This is a genomic window from uncultured Aquitalea sp., from assembly GCF_945957525.1.
Classification (GTDB): Bacteria; Pseudomonadota; Gammaproteobacteria; order Burkholderiales; family Chromobacteriaceae; genus Aquitalea.
In genome coordinates this window covers 109,148-127,221 of record NZ_CAMFLA010000005.1, presented here as the reverse complement: position 1 = coordinate 127,221, position 18,074 = coordinate 109,148, and the positions used below count along the sequence as shown (strand labels likewise).

Below are 18,074 nucleotides of genomic sequence, written 5' to 3'. Positions count from 1 at the left end.
ATGGCATGTCACAAGCGCAAAAAACGGGGGATAATGCGGTTTTTCCCGCAAGGCCGCCGCCATGTCCCCCTCCTCTCCGCTGACCGACCGCGACTACCAGCGCCTGTCCGACACCCTGCAACGCTTTCAGTCCGCCGGCTGCATGAATCTGGAACAACTGGACGGCTTTTTCACCGCCCTGCAGGCCGGCCCCGACATCATCCGTCCGGAAGAGTGTCTGCCGCTGATTCTGGGCGAAGCTTTCGACGACGAGCGCGCCTTTCCCTCCGGCAAGGCTTTGGAGCACTTTGTCGGCCTGCTGCTGGGCCACTGGCAGGACATCGCCCGCTCACTGGCGCGTCAGGAAGGCTTCCAGCCCTGGCTGGAAGAAAACGAACTGGGGGAAGTGAAGGGCAATGACTGGGCGGAAGGGTTTGCCGAAGCCATGCAACTGATGCAGGACGACTGGAATCTGCTGTTCGACGACGAGGACAACGCCAGCCTGCTGGAGCCCATCATGCTGCTGGCCTTCGAACGCCACCCCGACCCGGACATGCGCCCCCGCTTCGACAATGGCCAACTGGAAGAGCGCGATCAGCTGCTAGCCGCCATCTCGCCCTCGGTACACGGCATTCACGCTTACTTCTCCCGCCTGCGCGCGGCGATGGAGGCCGAACTGGCCGCCGAAGAAGCGGATCAGACTCGTCCCGACTGAGAGACGACAGGCGCATGAGCCCGGCAGCTCCCACCATTGCGTTTGCGGCGGCAGCTGCCATGCTGAAAGGATTCACCAACCGGACAGGGGCCATGCGCCTACTCACCACACTCTCCGGCCTGCTCGCTTTGCTGGCGGGCAGCGCTTCCCCGTGCTACGGCGCCAGCCCCGTAGAGTGGTGCACGCTTGCGCCGGGCAAGCCCGACGCCGCCTGGCTGCGCAAGCTGGATACCCAACTGGTGCTGCCGCCCGCGCCGCTGCCGCGTCTGCATACGGAAGGCACGCTGCCGCATCAGGGTATTTACGACGCCAGCGTGGCGGCCAAGCGCGATCTGCCGCGCATGCGCCAATTCGCCCTGGCCTGGAGACAAACCGCCGACGGTCGCTATCTTGACGCCGCCAGCAGCTATCTGGATGCCTGGTCGCGCACCTACCAGCCCTCGCTCAACCCGATCGACGAAACCGACCTCGATGCGCTGATCGACACCTACGCCATTACCCGTCACGCACTGAACGACAAACTGCAAAACCAGCTCACGCGCTTTATCCGCGACTGGGGCGCCGCCTACATCGCAGACATCAAGAGCGCACGCAAGCCACTCAAAACCACCTACATCAACAACTGGAACAGCCACCGCATCAAGTTGCTCACCCTGTCCGCCGTAGCTTTGAACGACAAGGCCATGTTTGCCGAAGCCCGACGCCTGTACCGCCAGCAACTGGACAACAACATCGACGCAACCGGCATCACGCAGGACTTCCAAGAGCGCGATGCCCTGCATTACGTCACTTACGATCTGGAACCGCTGGCGCGCGCCGCCATCGCCGCCCGCGCCATGGGCGAAGACTGGCTGCCGCTGACCGGCGCGCGCGGCGGCAGTCTGGACAAAGCCTTGCGCTGGCTGCAACCGTTTGCCGAAGGCCGGGTGACGCACATGGAGTTCGTCAACTCTTCCGTCCGCTTCGACGCCGTGCGCCGCGAGGCCGGGCTGCCGGGCTTCTCCGGAGAATGGCAACCCGCCAATGCCCGCAATCTTTATTCGCTTGCCGCCGTGCTGTCCGCCAGCTGGCGTGAACTGGCCCTGCGGCTGGGCAATCCGCCGGATTGGGTCCGCCTGTGCTGGGCGCACTAAGGCCTTCATTTTTTCTTAAGATTCCAGCGGTATGCTGAGTCCTTTTTTCCTGCTCGAGAATCAGCTGCATGAATCCACTTGAATCCATCCTGTTCGCCATGATTCAAGGCGTCAGCGAACTGTTCCCGGTCAGCAGCCTTGGCCACGGCATCCTGATTCCGGACTGGTTCGGCTGGGCGCTCAATCGCACCAGCGAAAGCTTCCTCCCCTTCATGGTGATGCTGCACCTGGGCACCGCCGCGGCCCTGCTGCTGTACTTCCGCGCGGACTGGCTGTCCCTGCTGCGCGGCCTGATCCAGGCTGGAGGCAAGCCGGCCAACCCGGAGGCCCGGCTGATGTGGCTGCTAATGGTGGGCACCATTCCGGCCGGCCTGCTGGGTCTGCTGCTGGAAAAGCATTTGCGCGTGCTGTTCGCCAATCCCACCGCCGTGCTGGCTTTTCTCGCCATCAACGGCCTGCTGCTGCTCTGGGGCGACAAACTCAGCAAGAAAGCAGCGCACAAAACACTGGATGAACTGAGCTTTGCCGGCGCGTTCAAGATCGGCGCCGGCCAGGCCCTGGCCTTGCTGCCGGGCATTTCCCGCTCCGGCGTCACGCTGATCAGCGGCCTTGCGCACGGACTGGACTACGCATCTTCCGCCCGGCTTTCTTTCTTGCTGGCCACGCCCATCATCACCGCAGCCGGCATTCTGGAAGTGCCGAAACTGGCGCATACCCACGCCCCCACGCCGTGGGGGTTGATGCTGGCTTGCGGCGTGGTGGCCGGCGTCTGCGCCTACGCCAGCACCTGGTTCCTGATGCGCTATTTCAAGAAAACCGAAATCGAATCGCTCAAGCCCTTTGGCTATTACTGTCTGGCGCTGGGATTTGGCGGCTTGCTTTTTAAAACCATATGATTTTTATAGTTTTAATTAAAATAATAAACCAAAAAACCGATATGAATGACTTGTTGATTTGTATACAATGATCGTCATTTTCCAGTGCATCCGGTTTGTCGTCGGACAGCGCTTCGCCTAGAATGACCAGCTTGAAACGGGCCGCCGCTGCGGCCCGTGATCTTTGTATCCAGGGATAAATGAGAACTACGGATGACAAGAAGCCAGATCAGCGCCTGCCTGCGGATCTGGCCCGGCGTGCCACGGCCATCATCGAGATGCCGGACGGCGTACTGGTCACCGCCCCGCGCGGCGGTCGCTTCAACCTGCCCGGCGGCAAAGCCAACCGTGGCGAGTTGCGTTCGCAAGCCCTGATTCGCGAGATTCGCGAAGAAACCGGCTTGCGCATCAACTCGATGCTCTACCTGTTCGACCACATCACGCCGCACAACGCCCACAAGGTTTATCTCTGCATTGCGCAGGGCCAGCCCAAACCCATGGGCGAAATCGAGCGCATCACGCTGGTTTCCTCGCCGGAAACCGATGTCGACCTCTATGTTGAAGGTCGCGCCATCCTGCGTCGCTATGCCCGCCTGCGCAATGAGGAAACGCCCAAGGGGCAAGCGCTGCGCGCCATCCTCGGCCTGGCCCGTTACATCGCCAAGGTAGACTGAATATGCCCCCGCCGGCTGATCGCCGCTGGCGGCTGCTGGACGAGTTCGGCTTTCATCACGCACTGGACGCCCTGCCGGGCGTCACACTGGTGCTCTTCGGCCAACCTGGCTGCGGCGCCTGTCGCAGCTGGCAGCGCTTTCTCAGCGAATGGTCGCCCGCCCGCATCGATCACCTCTGCCAGGTGGATGTCCAGCAAAGCATGGCGCTGGCCCGCGCTTACGATATTTTTCACCTCCCCGCCCTGATCGTCTTCTGCGACGGCCGCTTTCACGGCTTCCTGCATTGCCCGCCAACGCGACAGGCGATGGCCACGGCACTGGACGCCCTGCTGGCTGCGCCGCCGGCGGAAGAGCCCTGACCCGGGCACCGGCCCCGCCGGCGGTACGCCGATGCAAGATCTTGCCGGCAGTGCATGATAAAAGGCGGGAGATCATCCCGCCTTTCTGGTCCGACCCGGCTTTCCAGCGCTACAGATCCGACTTATCCTCCGCCGCACTCGGCAAAGTCGCCGACTCCTGACTGGCGCTGGCTGCAGGATTCATGATGTCCTCCGGCACAGAAATCCATTTCATGCTCACACCCACCTGCAGCGACAGCACCATGGCGATCACCGCCAGCGGCGAAAACATGATCAGCCCCAAAGCCACCCGCAAACGCCCCACGCCGCTGACGGTCGCCAGCGCATGCACCAGTATCGCCGCCCACCACAAGGACATGAGCAACACCAGGCCCGCCTCGACATCGTCCGGCAACCAGCTGGCCAGCGGCTCGATGAACAGCACGCCCTTGGTCAGTACTATCAGGCCAAAAAGCGAGCCGTCCGGCTTCCAGTGCGCCATGCGCAACCAGACGCCCATGAATTGCACCAGCAGCAAAATGAACAGCCAGGTAAACAACAGGGTGAACAGAATACGCCCCACCACATTGCTGCCCATTTCGGCGGTGTTGGCGCTGTCGAACAAGGCCAGCACCGTCAGCAGCAAGGCGCAGGCCCAGCGCGGGTACTGATAGTGCGCCAGCGACGCCGGTCGAAAACGCGCCACTGCCAGCAAATCATCAATCACGCGATACACGGCGCGCACTCAGTCGAAAACAACGGTCTTGTTGCTGTAAGAGAGGATGCGGTCATCCACATGCCAGCGCACCGCGCGGGACAGTACTACCTTTTCCAGATCACGGCCCTTCTGGATCAGATCTTCCACATCGTCGCGATGGGAAATGCGGGTGACCTCCTGCTCGATGATCGGACCCTCGTCCAGATCTTCCGTCACGTAGTGACTGGTAGCGCCGATCAGCTTCACGCCGCGCGCAAAAGCGCGATGATACGGCTTGGCGCCGTCGAAGGCCGGCAGGAAGCTGTGATGGATGTTGATGACGCGATCAGGGTAACGTTTGACGAACTCGCCGGACAGCACCTGCATGTAACGGGCCAGCACGATGAAATCCACGCCCGCCTCTTCCAGCAGGCGAAACTGTTCCGCCTCCGCCTCGGCCTTGTTCTCGCGCGTCACGGGGACCACATGAAAAGGAATGCCGTTGAACTCCACCAGACGGCGGCAATCCTCATGATTGGAGATCACCAGCGGGATATCGCAATTGAGTTCGCCAATGCGGTAACGATGCAGCAGGTCCACCAGGCAGTGTTCATACTTGGATACAAAAATGGCCATGCGGGGCTTGCGGCTGGACAAGGATACTTTCCAGGTCATGCTGTGCTCGGCCGCGATGGGCTGAAAGGCGGCTGCGAAAGCGTCCATCGGCAGGGTGAAACCGTCCAATTCCCACTGGACGCGCATCAGAAACAGGTTTTCGCTCGTATCCTGATGCTGGTCGGCATGCATGATGTTGGCGTTGTAGGTCATCAGGAAGTTGGCGATGGCCGCCACCAGTCCTTTTTTGTCCGGCGCACTGATCAACAGCGTGGCCGATTGTTTGGCATGACTCATTGTTTTATCTCTTTATCCAGCGAAACCTTCGGCGACAGTTATCCGTCGCCGCAATAACAAACGCCACAGCCTGCGGGCTAACTGCTCCCGCCGGCTGTGGCGCCCCAATCCTGTCTTGCTCCGGGTCAGGCGTTGAGATTGGCCGAATCCAGCGTATTCTGCAAGAGGGTGGCCACCGTCATCGGACCGACGCCGCCCGGCACCGGGGTGATGAAACTGGCGCGCTCGGCGGCGGCGGCGAACTCCACGTCGCCGGCCAGCTTGCCGGTATCCAGGCGGTTGATGCCCACGTCGATCACCACCGCGCCCGGCTTGACCCACTCGCCCTTGATGAAGCCGGGAATGCCCACGGCAGCCACCACGATGTCCGCCTCGCCCACTTCGCGGGCCAGATCCTGCGTGGCGCTATGGCAAACAGTGACGGTGGCGCGCGCCAGCAACATCTCCAGCGCCTGCGGACGGCCAACAATATTGGACGCGCCGACAATCACCGCTTTCTTCCCCTTGGGGTCGATGCCGTACTCTTCCAGCAAGGTCATCACACCGCGCGGCGTGCACGGGCGCAACAGCGGCATCTTGATGGCCAGGCGGCCCATATTATAGGGATGGAAGCCGTCCACATCTTTTTTCGGGTCGATGCGCTCGATCACCGCTTGCGGGTCGATCTGACGCGGCAACGGCAGCTGCACCAGAATGCCGTCCACGCTGTCGTCGGCGTTGAGCTTGTCGATGATGGCCAGCAGCTCTTCCTGACTTGTGGCGGCCGGCAGGTCGTACGCCACCGAGCGGATACCCGCCTTTTCGCACGCGCGCTTCTTGCTGCCCACGTACACACCGGAGGCCGGGTCATCGCCCACCAGGATCACCGCCAGCGCCGGCGCGCGCTTGCCTGCGGCCAAGCGGGCCTGCACGCCCTCGCCTACGCGGGCGACCAGTTTTTCTGCTACTGCCTTACCATCAATGAGTTGCGCTGCCATGCCTGATTCCGTATGGAACTTGAAAAGAGGCGGCAATTTTCTCATTTTTCGGCTTTTTTAGAAACCATAAAAATACATTAAGAATAACTTCATGTGAAGCAAATTTTCAGCAATTAGCATCTATATATCATTGGCTTAGATCATGCCTGCATCAAGCTTGCCAGAAGATGCACCAAGCCCTTTCCGCGCTTGTCGCGAAAAACAATTGGCAACAGGTGTTGACAGGCAATGGCCCCATCCGTATAGTTGCGGACTCTGTCGTCGGGGCGTAGCGCAGCCTGGTAGCGCACCTGATTTGGGATCAGGGGGTCGCGAGTTCGAATCCCGCCGCCCCGACCAGATATAGCGCGATGCCCGATATGAGCGCCCGTAGCTCAACCGGATAGAGCACCGGCCTTCTAAGCCGGGGGTTACAGGTTCAAGTCCTGTCGGGCGCGCCAGTAACAAGCAGTTGAAGTAAATCGCGGCATTCTATAGAATGCGGCACCCTGTGGTGGATGTAGCTCAGTTGGTAGAGTCCAGGATTGTGATTCCTGTTGTCGTGGGTTCGAGCCCCATCATCCACCCCACAAAATTCAGGCCTTCGGCTTTACGCCGGAAGCCAACCCGCTTCGGCGGTGGATGTAGCTCAGTTGGTAGAGTCCAGGATTGTGATTCCTGTTGTCGTGGGTTCGAGCCCCATCATCCACCCCAGTTTTGCAAGAACCCGGCCAGTGGCCGGGTTTTTTCATTTTCGCGACAAATTCGTATGTATCCCGCTCTTGTCTGACAGTGTAACCTCCGTATAATCGAATACATTTGCATTTATCCGATTGACTGACAGACAAACAATCATGACTACCCTGCAGCCGATCAAGCGCCAGACGCTGACCAGTGCCGTAACCGAATCGCTTCGCCAGCGCATCCTCTCCGGAGAATTCGCCGATGGCCAGCAATTGCGCCAAGAAGCGCTATCCAACGAATACGGCGTCAGCCGCGTGCCGGTGCGTGAAGCCCTGCGCCAGCTGGAAGCCGAAGGCCTGATCCAGATCATCGACCACAAAGGAGCCGTGGTATCCAAGTTGTCCCTGGAGGACGTGCTGGAACTGCTGGAAATTCGCGCCATGCTGGAAAGCTCGGTGCTGAAGGCCTCCATTCCCTGTCAGACCGCGGCCGACCACGAGCTGGCCGCCGCCACGCTGAGCGAATTCGAACAGGCGCTGCACAAGAACGACGTGCGCCACTGGGGTGAGCTCAACTCCCGCTTTCACCTGGCGCTGTACCGCGCCGCCCGCCGTCCCAATACGCTGGCGCTGATCGAGCAGCTGCACAACAAGACGGACCGCTACACCCGCATGCAAATCCTCTTCACTCGCACCATGGAGCGGGCGCACGAGGAGCACACCCGCCTGCTGGAGCTGTGTAAGGCGGGCGCAGCCGACGAAGCGGCCGAGTTCATCCGCTTCCACATCCTGTCGGCCGGCCACGCGCTGGAGCACTATCTGCAAGGCCAGCAAAGCCACTGAGTCCGCTTCGGCCAACCCATACAAACAAAGACCCGGCGATGCCGGGTCTTTGTTTTGCCCGGACGCCGCAACACCGCACAGCCAGACCTGTCCGCCCTCAAGCCGGGCAGGCCGCGCGCCAGGCGGCCGCCTCTTCGGCAAGACACTGCGCCAGATGGCGTGTGGCCGGCCCGGCTGCCTGCGGGTCCGCCAGCACCAGATGCAGCGACGCCTTGCGCCGCTGCCCTTGCGCCAATGGCAAGGGCAGTAACTCCCCGCCATCCACCAGCGCCGCCACCCGGTGCCAGGCCAGCCAGCCAAAGGCATAGCCGGATCGCACGGCGGCAATGGCGGTTTCCGGCTGCGATACCGTCCAGCGCTGCCAGGCTCCCAGCCACCCCTCGTCTCGCGGCTGGCGGCTGCCCGAGTCGCGCAGCACTACCTGCACATGCTCGCGCAAGTCTTCCATGCCGAGCGGTCGGTGCAGACGATGCAGCGGGTGAGAGGGCGCGGCACAGGCGACAAACTCGGCATCCATCAGCCATTCGCCTAGAAAGCCCTGCGGCACCCGGCCGGCAATGGCCATTTCCACCCAGCCGCCGTGCAGCGCGTCGTCGGCCCCGGACATCACCACCTCGTGCATCTGCAACCGCGTTGCCGTGCAATGGGCGGCAAAACGCCCCAGTGCCGGCAGTAGGGCTTCCGCCGGAAACAGGCTGTCCACCGCCAACCTCACCTCAGGCTCCCAGCCTTGCTGCAAGGAGTGCGCCTTATCCTCCAGCCGCACCGAAGCCGACAACAAGGCCTCGGCGTCGCGCAGCAAAGCCTCCCCCGCGGGAGTCAGCGCCATGCGCCGCCCTTGCGGCTGCAATAGCGCCACGCCCAGCTGCTCCTGCAGGCGCGCCACGGTATAACTGATGGATGACTGACTGCGGTGCAAGCGCTCCGCCGCCTGGGCATAACCGCCTTCAGCAACAATGGCCTGCAGTACCAGCCACTGCTCCAGGGAAGTTCTAGGCTGTTTCATATATCTAATTTATTGATGTTTTAAAGCTATATTTTGCGCTTTTTTATCATATTTTTCATTGCAATAATGCTACTCATGACGGGCCGATGGCGGCCCACCCAGACAAGGAGCGCCAAATGGACAAAACTTTCATCAGCCGCGAAGTGGAACGCCTCGTGAACGGAGTGGCCGTATCGGACGGCGCGGGCGTTCGCCTGCTGCGGGTACTGACGCAAGACCTGCAACGCCGGCTCGATCCCTTCCTGATGCTGGACGAGTTCCGTTCGGACAACCAGGATGACTACATCGCAGGCTTCCCGGACCATCCGCATCGCGGCTTTGAAACCGTGACCTATATGCTGGATGGCCGTATGCGTCACCGCGACAGCACCGGTCAGGAAGGCTTGCTCGGCCCGGGCGGCGTGCAGTGGATGACCGCAGGACGCGGGGTGGTCCACTCCGAACTGCCGGAGCAGGAAGACGGCCTGATGCATGGCTTCCAGTTGTGGGTGAACCTGCCGGCGAAGCGCAAGATGATAGACGCCTGGTATCGCGATATTCCTGCCAGCGACATCCCGCAAAGCGTCACCGAGCAAGGCAGCACGCTGCGCCGCATTGCCGGCGAAGGCGGAGCCATCCGCCGCGAGGATACCGACCCGCTGTACCTGGACTTGCATTTGAAGGCGGGCGGCACGGAGGAAGTAACGATTCCGGCTGGCTACAATGCCTTCATCTATGTGTATGCCGGCGAAGTCAGCGTGGGAGAGCGCGCCCAAACCGTGACGCAGCGCCAGATGGCCGTACTGGCCAATCTGCCTTCGGCTAACGGTGTGCGCATCAGCGCCAGCGGCGAAGCGCGGCTGCTGGTGATTGCCGGCCAGCCGCTGAACGAGCCCATTGCCCAATGGGGGCCCTTCGTGATGAATTCTCGCGAAGAGCTGGAACAGGCTTTTGACGACTATCGCAGCGGCCGTTTCTGACCCGACCCACCGCAAGGCCGCCTCATCGGCGGCCTTGCCGCACCAAGGAGCAGCACCATGACCCAATGGGCTTTGACCGTTACTGGCAAGGAAAGCGACATCGGCTTCATCGTGCGCCGCCTGCTGCCCACCCGGGCAGCGCGGCACATCGGCCCTTTCATCTTCCTGGATCACATGGGGCCGGCGCATTTTGCCGACGCCGGCACCGAGGGCGATGTGCGCCCTCACCCGCATATCGGTCTCGCCACGCTAACCTATCTGTTCGACGGCGCATTCATGCACCGCGACAGCCTGGGTTCCGTGCAACGGATCGAACCCGGCGCGGCCAATCTGATGATTGCCGGCCGCGGCATCGTGCATTCCGAGCGGGTGCCGGCAGAGGTCCGCGCCACCGGCGGCAAAGTGGAAGGCATCCAGTTGTGGCTGGCATTGCCCGTCGCGCTGGAAGAATGCGAACCGGCCTTCCATCATGTGCCGGCGGCCGATTTGCCGCAGCTGGAAGCACCGGGCGCGCGCATTCGCGTGATTCTGGGCGAAGCCTGGGGTTTGCGTTCGCCGGTGCCGTTTCCCGCGCCGGCCTTGTACGCCGCGGCGGAACTGGAAGCCGGCGCGGCGCTGAGCGTGCCGGAAGGGTTTGCCGAACGCGGCGTTTATGTCGCCAGCGGCGCGGTGACGCTGGACGGCCACCCGCTGGCAGCCGGCGAACTGGGCTTGCTCTCGCCCTGCGACAACGCGCGACTGGTAGCCAGCGACAATACCCGGCTGCTGATTCTGGCCGGCCCGGAACCGGACGCGCCCCGTTATCTGGACTGGAACTTCGTCTCCAGCCGCCGCGAACGCATCGCCCAGGCGCGGGACGACTGGCAGGCCAACCGTTTTCCCGCCATCCCCGGCGAGACCGAGCGCATCCCGCTGCCCGGCAGCGTGGTCTGATCAGCGTTTCTTGTCGGCAGGGTAAGCAAACACCACACGGCCATGCTCCACCTTGCCGATCACCGGCATGTTCTGATCGATAGCTTCGTGATTACTGCGACTGAAGGGCTGGCGATATGTGGTGATCACGCCATCCACCGGCTGCTTCAGGCTCTCCAGTGCTTGCACGATGGCGCGCCCATCCAGCGAGCCGGCCTGGCGGATGGCGGCCGCCAGTAACTTCATGGCGTCATAGCCCTGTGCCGCCGACGGCGGCGACAGTATGCGGCGGGTATGGAACAACCACTGGTAGCCATCCAGAAAGGCGCGCCGGCGCGGCGAGGCATCCTCCGAGGGGATGAAGGACTGCACCATGCGCGCGCCCTCGCCATTGGGGCCGGCGTTATCAATGAAATTGGACATCGACAGCGTCCAACTGCCGATCATCGGGGCGCGCCAGTCCATGCGCGCCATCGAGTTGGCCATCTCCGCCAGCTCCGGCCCGATGGCGTAGGTCAGCACCGCCTGGCTGCCGGCATCGCGCGCCTGTGCCAGGTAAGTGGCCATGTCCCGCTCCTGCAGATTGAAGCGCGCCACATAGCTGGGCTTTATGCCGTACTGCGCCAGCGACTTTTCCAGCTCCATCAGGCCCTGGTAGCCGTAGTTGGTATTGTCGGCAAAGATGGCCAGCTTGCGATACCCGGAGCGTTCCACCGCCTCGCGCACGATCAGCGGCGCTTGCAGATCATCGGCGGCGGCCACGCGGAAGACGTAGTTCTCGGTATTGCCGCGCAGCGGGAACTGCCGGGTCAGGATGGCCGCGGTCGCCACCGCCAGCACCACCGGCACCTTGGCGTCCTGATAAGTTTTGCTGGCCGCCAGCGCCACCCCGGTATTGACGAAGCCCACTGCCGCAACCACCCGCTCCTGCCCCACCAATTGCTGCGCCAGCTTGACGCCCTTGGCGGGTATGCCGGCATCGTCGCGTTCCACCAGTTCCACTGGCCGGCCCAGAATGCCGCCAGCGCGATTGATCTCGTCGGCAGCCAGGCGAATGCCGTTGCGCATACTGATGCCCATCGGCGCGGAGCCGCCGGTAAAGGCACCGGGCACGCCAATGCGAATGGGCTGGGGCGAAGCCTTCGCCGTACAGGCAAACAGCAGGCAGACGGCAAGCAGAAAGGAAATCTTCATCATGGGAAACTTTGCGTTGATGCGGCAGGGTAAACCGCGAACCGCCGGCGCTCAAGCCTCGCGACCGCCCCGCTCCCGCCAAGGCCACACCGGGGAGTAACCCTTACTGCCAGCGCCGCCGCCATCGCGTAAACTGGCGCACATTCCCCTCGTCCGCCCTACCGGAGGGCATGCCGCCCATGCGCACGCCACGTTTCTACGACATCCGCAAACGCAGCAGCTGGTACCGACTGTTCCCCAACACCACCATCGTGCTGTTCTTCCTCACCATGGGGGTGATGCTGTGGACGCTGGACGCGCGCGAAGCCGAACAGCAAAAGAGCAATCTGGCGCGCGACGCGCAATGGGCGGAGCAAACCCTGCAACTGAAGCTGGAAGACAATCTGGGCCAGTTGGCTGACCTGGCGCGCGGCGTCGGCAGCGGCGAGCTGGATGAAACCGCCTTCCAGACCCAAGCATCCCAACTGCTGGCCAACACCCCGGAGATGCTCGCCATCGCCCGCGCCGACAGCCAGGGCACCTTGCGCTGGACCGCCCCCTACGAGGACGGCCCGCTGTCGCCCGGCGGCCGCATCCACAGCCAGGACGCCTTTCGGCAAACCCTGCTAAGCGGGCGCTTCGCCTACGGCAAGCCCTATCGACTGCCCAATGGCAGCTGGCGCTTCGAGCTGCACATACCGGTTTACGTCAACAGCCAGTTCAACGGCTCGGTTGTGGCGATGTTCGACGCCGATAACGTGGTGCGCCGCCTGCCACCGGCCTGGTTCTCGGAAAAATACCAACTGGAGCTGCAAACTCGCGACGGCGAATCGTTGGCGCGCAACGGCCAGAGCCGCTTGCACACCGGTGCCGGCGAAAAACTGGACATGCCCGGCACCGGCCTGCTGATCAGCGCCCGCCCGATAAAAGGCGCGCTGACCCAGGCGCGCCTGCTGCAGCTGGGCCTGATCGGCGGCATGGCACTGCTGACCCTGCTCAGCCTACTCAGCCTCAACCGCCATATCCGTCGCCGCGTGGACGCCGAGCAGGAACGTGATCGCGTCTATCGCCTGTCGCAGGAGCTGCTGGGCGTGATCCGCCGCGACACCACCATCCTGCAAGTGAATCCGGCGTTTGAAAAAGGGTTGGGGTACAGCGCAGACCAGCTGGAAGGCACCTCCTTCCTCAACTATCTGCCGCCCGCCGACCGCGAAAACGCGCGCGAAGGCTTCATCCGCCTGTTCGACAGCGGCGGGCCCGACCGCTATGTGGAAACCCGCATCGTGGGCCGCGACGGCGGCGTACGATGGATCGTCTGGGCGTTGAGCCCGCTGCCGGACAGCGGAGTGGCCCACGTCTCCGGCCGCGATATCACCGCCGAGAAACTGGCAGAGCAAGCACTGCGGCAAGAATCAGCCTTCCGCAAAGCGATGGAGGATTCGCTGACCGTAGGCATCCGCGCCATCGATCTGGAAGGTCGCATTAGCTACGTCAACCCGTCCTTCTGCCAACTCACCGGCTACAGCGAGGAAGAGCTGATCGGCCTCGCACCGCCCTACCCCTACTGGCGGGCCGGCGCGCTGGGCGAGCGCAACCGGCAAGACCTGAACGAAACATTGGCCGGCGAAGCGCCGCCGGAGGGCTTCGAATCGGTATTGCGCCGCAAGAACGGCGAGGAATTCGACGCCCACATCCTGGCTTCGCCGCTGATCGACGCACAAGGACGCCATACTGGCTGGATGGCGGTACTGACCGACGTCACCGAACGGCGCGAAGCGCAGCGCCGGCTGGAGGATTCGCACGACCGCTTCGTAACCGTGATAGAGGGGCTGGACGCCGCCGTGGCGGTGGTGGACCCGGTGACGCTGGAACTCTTGTTCAGCAACCACCGTTACCAGCAGTGGTTTTCGCTCAGCCAGCCGGAACAGGGCATGGCCTATTGCGATCTGCGGCTGGTGGAAATGATGCGCACCGCACGCGATGTGGACGTGGAAGTCTGGATGGACCCACCGGCGCGCTGGATCTCCATCCGCCGCCGCAGCATACGCTGGGTGAACGGCCACATCGTCGCCATGACCATCCTCACCGACACCACCCAGCAACACGAGGCGGAACAACGCTACCAGCAGCAGATGCAACAGCTGCAATCCACCTCGCGCCTGGTCACCATGGGGGAAATGGCGTCCACACTGGCGCATGAACTCAACCAGCCCTTGTCGGCCATCGCCAACTACCAGGCCGGCTGCATCGAGCGCATTCGCCAAGGCAAGGCCACGCCGGAAACCCTGCTGCCGGTGATGGAGAAAATCACCGCCCAGGCCGAGCGCGCCGGCACGGTGGTGCGCCGCATCCGCGAGTTCGTCAAACAGAGCGAGCCCAACCGCAAAACCTGCCAGCTGGCCGACATCATCGAGGCGGCGCTGGCCATTGCCGACATCGAAGCGCGCCGGCATGCTGCGCTGATCGACATCCGCATGGCGGACGGATTGCCGCCGCTGCACGTGGACCCCATCCTGATCGAACAGGTGCTGCTCAACCTAATCAAGAACGGCATCGAATCCATGATCGACGCCCCGGCCTCCAAACGCATCCTCAGTCTGGACGCCCGCCTGCTGAACCCGCGCCGGGTGGAGGTGGCCATCGCCGACCACGGCCACGGCGTGCCGGCCGACCTCAAGGAGCGTCTGTTCGATGCCTTCTTCACCACCAAGCAGGAAGGCATGGGCATGGGCCTGAACATCTGTCGCACCATCATCGAATTCCACGAGGGGCAACTCTGGGTGGAAGACAACCCCGGTGGTGGTAGTATTTTCCGATTCACCCTACCGGTGTCCGAAACATGAGCACAGCGCACATCCACATCGTCGACGACGACGAAGCCTTTCGCGACTCGCTGGCCTTCCTGCTGGAAAGCCATGACTACATGCTGGCCTGCCACGACAGCGCAGAAGCCCTGCTCGACAATTTCACGCCCCAGGGCGTCGGCTGTCTGATCGTGGATATCCGCATGCCCGGCATGAGCGGGCTGGAGCTGTTTGAAGAACTCAACAACCGCCAGAACCCATGGCCGGTCATCTTCATTACCGGCCATGGCGACGTGCCGATGGCGGTGCAGGCCGTTAAACGCGGCGCACACGACTTTCTGGAAAAACCCTTCAACCAGCAAAACCTGCTGGCGGCGGTGGAAAGCGCATTGGCCAGCAGCCGGCAACAGCAGGCCAGCGCAGCAGTGCGCGACCGCTTTGCCGAATGCCTGGCCTCGCTCACTGCCCGCGAGCGCGAGGTGCTGGACAAAGTGGTGGAAGGAAAGATGAACAAGGTGATCGCCGACGAACTGGGCATCAGCATCAAGACGGTGGAGGCCCATCGCGGCAAGATGATGGACAAGATGCGCGCCCGCTCGATTGCCGATCTGGTGCAGGCCGTGGTGGCCTGGCGCCAGGGAGAGAAACAGTAGGGCAATCCCCAATGTTGCAAGCGTCATTTTGGTTCTAACATCAAGCAATTGCTTCTATCGGCTGCCAGCAACCGCGACAGCCTTGCAACACGGTTAACCCTCCAGCGGAGACAACAGCCTCCGCTTCTGTATATCCCCGGCGTTCATCGCAACCGGGGATTTTTTTTGCCCGCCCTTCGGCCAACCTCCCCTCCGCCCGGCGAAAAAAAGGCCCGGTTCAAGACCGGGCCAATCAACACGATGCGATGTACAAGGGAAATCTATTCGTAAACGAAATGCGCCCGCTTGACGTTGCACAGCACCTCGTAAGAGATGGTGCCGGCCTGCGCCGCCACTTCGTTGATATGCACGGTATCGCCCCACAGCTCCACCTCGCTGCCGATGCCGGCCTCGGGCAAATCCGTCAGATCAATGGTGATCATGTCCATGGACACGCGGCCGATGATGCGGCTGCGCTTGCCGTCCACCGCCACCGGGCTGCCGGTGGAAGCCAGACGCGGATACCCATCGGCGTAACCGCAAGCAATCAGGCCCACGCGGGTAGGCCGCTCGGTAACGAAGCTGCCGCCATAGCCCACCGGCTGGCCAGCCGGCAACTCGCGCACGCCGAATACCTTGCTGGTGAGGCGCATCACCGGCTTCAGCGCCGCGCCCTGGTCAAAACCTGCCGGCAGCGGCGAGGCGCCGTACAGCATGATGCCGGCTCGGTTGATGTTGCGGCGCGCTTTGTCGTGACAGAGGATGCCGGCCGAATTGGCAATGCTCTCCTCGCCCGGCAAATAGCGGCAAACAGAATCGAATACTTCCAGCTGGGCATGCGTGGCGGACAGCTGCGGCTCGTCGGCGCGAGCGAAGTGGCTCATCTTGACGATGCGAGCCACCTTGTCGCTGGCCGCCAGCTTGCAATGGGCGGCAGCGAAGTCCTGCGGCGCAAAACCGGCACGGTGCATGCCGGAATCCATCTTCAGGAACACGGTATACGGCTTGGCCGGCTTGGCGGCTTCCAGCATGGTCAGCTGTTCCGGGCTCTGCACCACAAACCACAAATCGTGATGCTCCACCGCGGACAGTTCCTCCGCCTCAAACACACCTTCCAGCAAGAGGATGGGCAAGGCGACGCCGGCTGCGCGCAATTGCAGCGCCTCTTCCAGACAGGCCACGGCAAAGCCGTCGGCAAGGTCGGCCAGCGCCTGCGCGCAGCGCACCGCGCCGTGACCATAAGCATTGGCCTTCACTACCGCCAAGGTCAGGCCGGTGCCGGCCTGACGGGCCATCAGATAGTTGTGACGCAGATTGTCCAGACGCACGGTGGCGATCAGGGGGCGCATGGGGCTCAGGCTCCCACGGCGGCCGGACGACCTACCGGCACCACCAACACTTCGCCCTGACGGGCGTAACGCTGCATGGACAAACCATCCACGCTGATTTCCGGTTTGGCGCCGGTGATCAGGTCGGCCAGCACCTTGCCGGAGCCGGCGCACATGGTCCAGCCCAGGGTGCCGTGGCCGGTGTTGAGCGACAGATTGGAGAAGCGAGTGCCGCCGATGATGGGGGTGCCGTCCGGCGTCATCGGACGCAGACCGGTCCAGAAAGTGGCGGCGGGGATGTCGCCGCCTTCCGGATACAGATCGCCCACCACCATTTCCAGCGTTTCGCGACGGCGCGGATTGAGTTCCAGGTTATAACCGGACAATTCGGCCATGCCGCCCACGCGGATGCGGTCGTCAAAGCGGGTGATGGCCACCTTGTAGGTTTCGTCCAGGATGGTGGATACCGGCGCCATGGCGGCATTGGTAATCGGCACGGTCAGCGAGTAACCCTTCACCGGGTACACCGGGATATCGATGTCCAGCGCCTTGAGCATGTCGCGGGAATAGCTGCCCATGGCCACCACATAGTGGTCGGCCTTCAGCACTTCCTCGCCCACGCGGATGCCGGTAATGCGCTTGCCGTCGTGCTCGATGCCGGTGATATGTTGGCCGAAGCGGAAGTCCACGCCCTTCGCGCGGGCCATCTCCGCCAGACGGGAGGTAAACAGATTGCAGTCGCCGGTTTCATCGTTGGGCAGTTGCAGACCGCCGGTGAGCTTGTGCTTCACCTTGGCCAACGCCGGCTCAACGCGGGCGCAACCGTCCGGATCCAGCACATTGAAGTCCACGCCGCACTCTTTCAGCACCGCGATGTCCTTGCCCATGCCGTCAACCTGGGCCTGAGTGCGGAACAGCTGCAGCGTGCCGCCCTGACGACCTTCGTAGTTCAGGCCGGTTTCGGCGCGCAGTTCCTTGATCTTGTCGCGACTGTACTCGGCCAGCCGCATCATGCGGCTTTTGTTGACCGCGTAGGATTTTTCATTGCAGTTGGACAGCATCTTGCCGATCCACTGCAGCTGGTAGAGGGAACCGTCCGGCTGGATGGCCAAAGGCGCGTGGCGCTGGAACAGCCACTTGACCGCCTTCTGCGGAATGCCGGGCGCGGCCCAGGGGGCGGAGTAGCCAGGGGAAATCTGACCTGCGTTGCCAAAACTGGTTTCCAGCGCCACGCCATCCTGGCGCTCCAGCACGGTCACTTCACAGCCGGCCTTGGCCAGATACCAAGCCGTCGATACACCCAGAACGCCACCACCCAGTACGATTACCTTCATGTTCCTCTCTCCGTGTCACGCTTCGCGCCGCTTGCAGCCCCTCCGCGCTTGCCACGCGCCGCCTTGCCGTACTGTCCGTACTGTTCATGGCGACGCCTTTTGGCGCGGGTTCAGACGATGC

Annotated in this window: 17 protein-coding genes and 4 tRNA genes; 14 read left to right on the top strand and 7 right to left on the bottom strand. The window is 62.7% G+C overall.

The window, feature by feature from the left end; genetic code table 11:
• Nucleotides 1-61 precede the first annotated feature (61 nt).
• The 5 genes from Q0P52_RS06585 (at nt 62) to Q0P52_RS06565 (ending at nt 3,735) form a co-directional block, all read left to right on the top strand.
• Entirely contained in the window at nt 62-694 is a 633-nt protein-coding gene (locus Q0P52_RS06585) for a YecA family protein (RefSeq protein ID WP_293760119.1), read from the top strand.
• 92 nt (nt 695-786) lie between these two features.
• On the top strand, nt 787-1,827 hold the full coding sequence (locus tag Q0P52_RS06580) for an alginate lyase family protein (protein WP_293760121.1): 1,041 nt from the start codon (nt 787-789) through the stop codon (nt 1,825-1,827).
• A gap of 68 nt (nt 1,828-1,895) precedes the next feature.
• Nucleotides 1,896-2,723: an undecaprenyl-diphosphate phosphatase gene (locus Q0P52_RS06575; RefSeq protein WP_293760123.1), complete on the top strand. Its 828-nt coding sequence runs from the start codon at nt 1,896-1,898 to the stop codon at nt 2,721-2,723.
• A 179-nt stretch (nt 2,724-2,902) separates the two neighbouring features.
• The gene (locus Q0P52_RS06570; protein ID WP_293760125.1) at nt 2,903-3,376 is read left to right on the top strand and encodes an NUDIX domain-containing protein; all 474 of its coding nucleotides are present in this window, start codon (nt 2,903-2,905) and stop codon (nt 3,374-3,376) included.
• 2 nt (nt 3,377-3,378) lie between these two features.
• A complete protein-coding gene (locus Q0P52_RS06565; RefSeq protein ID WP_293760127.1) occupies nt 3,379-3,735 on the top strand; it encodes a thioredoxin family protein in 357 nt (118 codons plus the stop codon).
• Nucleotides 3,736-3,844: 109 nt separating this feature from the next.
• On the opposite strand, the gene Q0P52_RS06560 is transcribed toward Q0P52_RS06565, so the two are convergent.
• From Q0P52_RS06560 to folD, 3 genes are all read right to left on the bottom strand, one after another.
• Entirely contained in the window at nt 3,845-4,450 is a 606-nt protein-coding gene (locus Q0P52_RS06560; protein ID WP_293813684.1) for a hypothetical protein, read from the bottom strand.
• A gap of 9 nt (nt 4,451-4,459) precedes the next feature.
• Nucleotides 4,460-5,323: a formyltetrahydrofolate deformylase gene (purU, locus tag Q0P52_RS06555; RefSeq protein ID WP_293760131.1), complete on the bottom strand. Its 864-nt coding sequence runs from the start codon at nt 5,321-5,323 to the stop codon at nt 4,460-4,462.
• 125 nt (nt 5,324-5,448) lie between these two features.
• On the bottom strand, nt 5,449-6,300 hold the full coding sequence (folD, locus tag Q0P52_RS06550; protein WP_293760133.1) for a bifunctional methylenetetrahydrofolate dehydrogenase/methenyltetrahydrofolate cyclohydrolase FolD: 852 nt from the start codon (nt 6,298-6,300) through the stop codon (nt 5,449-5,451).
• Between the two features lie 262 nt (nt 6,301-6,562).
• Here folD and Q0P52_RS06545 point away from each other — a divergent pair.
• The 5 genes from Q0P52_RS06545 to Q0P52_RS06525 all read left to right on the top strand — a co-directional run bounded on the left by Q0P52_RS06545 (nt 6,563) and on the right by Q0P52_RS06525 (nt 7,805).
• Nucleotides 6,563-6,639 (top strand) — tRNA-Pro (locus Q0P52_RS06545).
• Nucleotides 6,640-6,663: 24 nt separating this feature from the next.
• Nucleotides 6,664-6,740, top strand: a tRNA-Arg gene (locus Q0P52_RS06540).
• Nucleotides 6,741-6,793: 53 nt separating this feature from the next.
• Nucleotides 6,794-6,869: transfer RNA gene (locus tag Q0P52_RS06535), tRNA-His, on the top strand.
• Between the two features lie 48 nt (nt 6,870-6,917).
• Nucleotides 6,918-6,993 (top strand) — tRNA-His (locus Q0P52_RS06530).
• Nucleotides 6,994-7,133: 140 nt separating this feature from the next.
• Nucleotides 7,134-7,805: a GntR family transcriptional regulator gene (locus Q0P52_RS06525; protein ID WP_293760135.1), complete on the top strand. Its 672-nt coding sequence runs from the start codon at nt 7,134-7,136 to the stop codon at nt 7,803-7,805.
• A gap of 97 nt (nt 7,806-7,902) precedes the next feature.
• Here Q0P52_RS06525 and Q0P52_RS06520 read toward each other — a convergent pair whose 3' ends face one another.
• Complete coding sequence (locus tag Q0P52_RS06520; protein WP_293760137.1) at nt 7,903-8,811, bottom strand: LysR family transcriptional regulator; 909 nt, start codon at nt 8,809-8,811, stop codon at nt 7,903-7,905.
• A 116-nt stretch (nt 8,812-8,927) separates the two neighbouring features.
• On the opposite strand from Q0P52_RS06520, the gene Q0P52_RS06515 reads away from it, so the two are divergent.
• Entirely contained in the window at nt 8,928-9,770 is an 843-nt protein-coding gene (locus Q0P52_RS06515) for a pirin family protein (protein WP_293760139.1), read from the top strand.
• Nucleotides 9,771-9,827: 57 nt separating this feature from the next.
• Nucleotides 9,828-10,703, top strand: a complete 876-nt coding sequence (locus Q0P52_RS06510; protein WP_293760141.1) for a pirin family protein — start codon at nt 9,828-9,830, stop codon at nt 10,701-10,703.
• On the opposite strand, the gene Q0P52_RS06505 is transcribed toward Q0P52_RS06510, so the two are convergent.
• The gene (locus Q0P52_RS06505) at nt 10,704-11,879 is read right to left on the bottom strand and encodes an ABC transporter substrate-binding protein (protein WP_293760143.1); all 1,176 of its coding nucleotides are present in this window, start codon (nt 11,877-11,879) and stop codon (nt 10,704-10,706) included. It abuts the gene before it with no gap.
• A gap of 176 nt (nt 11,880-12,055) precedes the next feature.
• Here Q0P52_RS06505 and Q0P52_RS06500 point away from each other — a divergent pair, with 176 nt between their 5' ends.
• Nucleotides 12,056-14,698, top strand: coding sequence for a PAS domain S-box protein (locus Q0P52_RS06500; RefSeq protein WP_293760145.1), 2,643 nt, complete (start codon nt 12,056-12,058; stop codon nt 14,696-14,698).
• A complete protein-coding gene (locus tag Q0P52_RS06495) occupies nt 14,695-15,312 on the top strand; it encodes a response regulator transcription factor (RefSeq protein ID WP_293760147.1) in 618 nt (205 codons plus the stop codon). The genes Q0P52_RS06500 and Q0P52_RS06495 overlap by 4 nt, the downstream gene beginning before the upstream one ends.
• A gap of 260 nt (nt 15,313-15,572) precedes the next feature.
• On the opposite strand, the gene alr is transcribed toward Q0P52_RS06495, so the two are convergent.
• Together alr and Q0P52_RS06485 are read right to left on the bottom strand one after the other, a co-directional pair.
• Complete coding sequence (gene alr, locus Q0P52_RS06490; protein WP_293760149.1) at nt 15,573-16,640, bottom strand: alanine racemase; 1,068 nt, start codon at nt 16,638-16,640, stop codon at nt 15,573-15,575.
• A 5-nt stretch (nt 16,641-16,645) separates the two neighbouring features.
• Entirely contained in the window at nt 16,646-17,953 is a 1,308-nt protein-coding gene (locus Q0P52_RS06485) for a D-amino acid dehydrogenase (RefSeq protein ID WP_293760151.1), read from the bottom strand.
• Nucleotides 17,954-18,074: the final 121 nt, after the last annotated feature.

Coding starts and splice junctions, on each gene's coding strand:
- purU (WP_293760131.1), bottom strand. CDS start 5,323: ATGAGTCATGCCAAACAATCGGCCACGCTGTTGATCAGTGCGCCGGAC.
- Q0P52_RS06495 (WP_293760147.1), top strand. CDS start 14,695: ATGAGCACAGCGCACATCCACATCGTCGACGACGACGAAGCCTTTCGC.
- Q0P52_RS06485 (WP_293760151.1), bottom strand. CDS start 17,953: ATGAAGGTAATCGTACTGGGTGGTGGCGTTCTGGGTGTATCGACGGCT.
- Q0P52_RS06570 (WP_293760125.1), top strand. CDS start 2,903: ATGAGAACTACGGATGACAAGAAGCCAGATCAGCGCCTGCCTGCGGAT.
- Q0P52_RS06515 (WP_293760139.1), top strand. CDS start 8,928: ATGGACAAAACTTTCATCAGCCGCGAAGTGGAACGCCTCGTGAACGGA.
- folD (WP_293760133.1), bottom strand. CDS start 6,300: ATGGCAGCGCAACTCATTGATGGTAAGGCAGTAGCAGAAAAACTGGTC.
- Q0P52_RS06585 (WP_293760119.1), top strand. CDS start 62: ATGTCCCCCTCCTCTCCGCTGACCGACCGCGACTACCAGCGCCTGTCC.
- Q0P52_RS06565 (WP_293760127.1), top strand. CDS start 3,379: ATGCCCCCGCCGGCTGATCGCCGCTGGCGGCTGCTGGACGAGTTCGGC.
- Q0P52_RS06575 (WP_293760123.1), top strand. CDS start 1,896: ATGAATCCACTTGAATCCATCCTGTTCGCCATGATTCAAGGCGTCAGC.
- Q0P52_RS06505 (WP_293760143.1), bottom strand. CDS start 11,879: ATGATGAAGATTTCCTTTCTGCTTGCCGTCTGCCTGCTGTTTGCCTGT.
- Q0P52_RS06510 (WP_293760141.1), top strand. CDS start 9,828: ATGACCCAATGGGCTTTGACCGTTACTGGCAAGGAAAGCGACATCGGC.
- Q0P52_RS06525 (WP_293760135.1), top strand. CDS start 7,134: ATGACTACCCTGCAGCCGATCAAGCGCCAGACGCTGACCAGTGCCGTA.
- alr (WP_293760149.1), bottom strand. CDS start 16,640: ATGCGCCCCCTGATCGCCACCGTGCGTCTGGACAATCTGCGTCACAAC.
- Q0P52_RS06580 (WP_293760121.1), top strand. CDS start 787: ATGCGCCTACTCACCACACTCTCCGGCCTGCTCGCTTTGCTGGCGGGC.
- Q0P52_RS06500 (WP_293760145.1), top strand. CDS start 12,056: ATGCGCACGCCACGTTTCTACGACATCCGCAAACGCAGCAGCTGGTAC.
- Q0P52_RS06520 (WP_293760137.1), bottom strand. CDS start 8,811: ATGAAACAGCCTAGAACTTCCCTGGAGCAGTGGCTGGTACTGCAGGCC.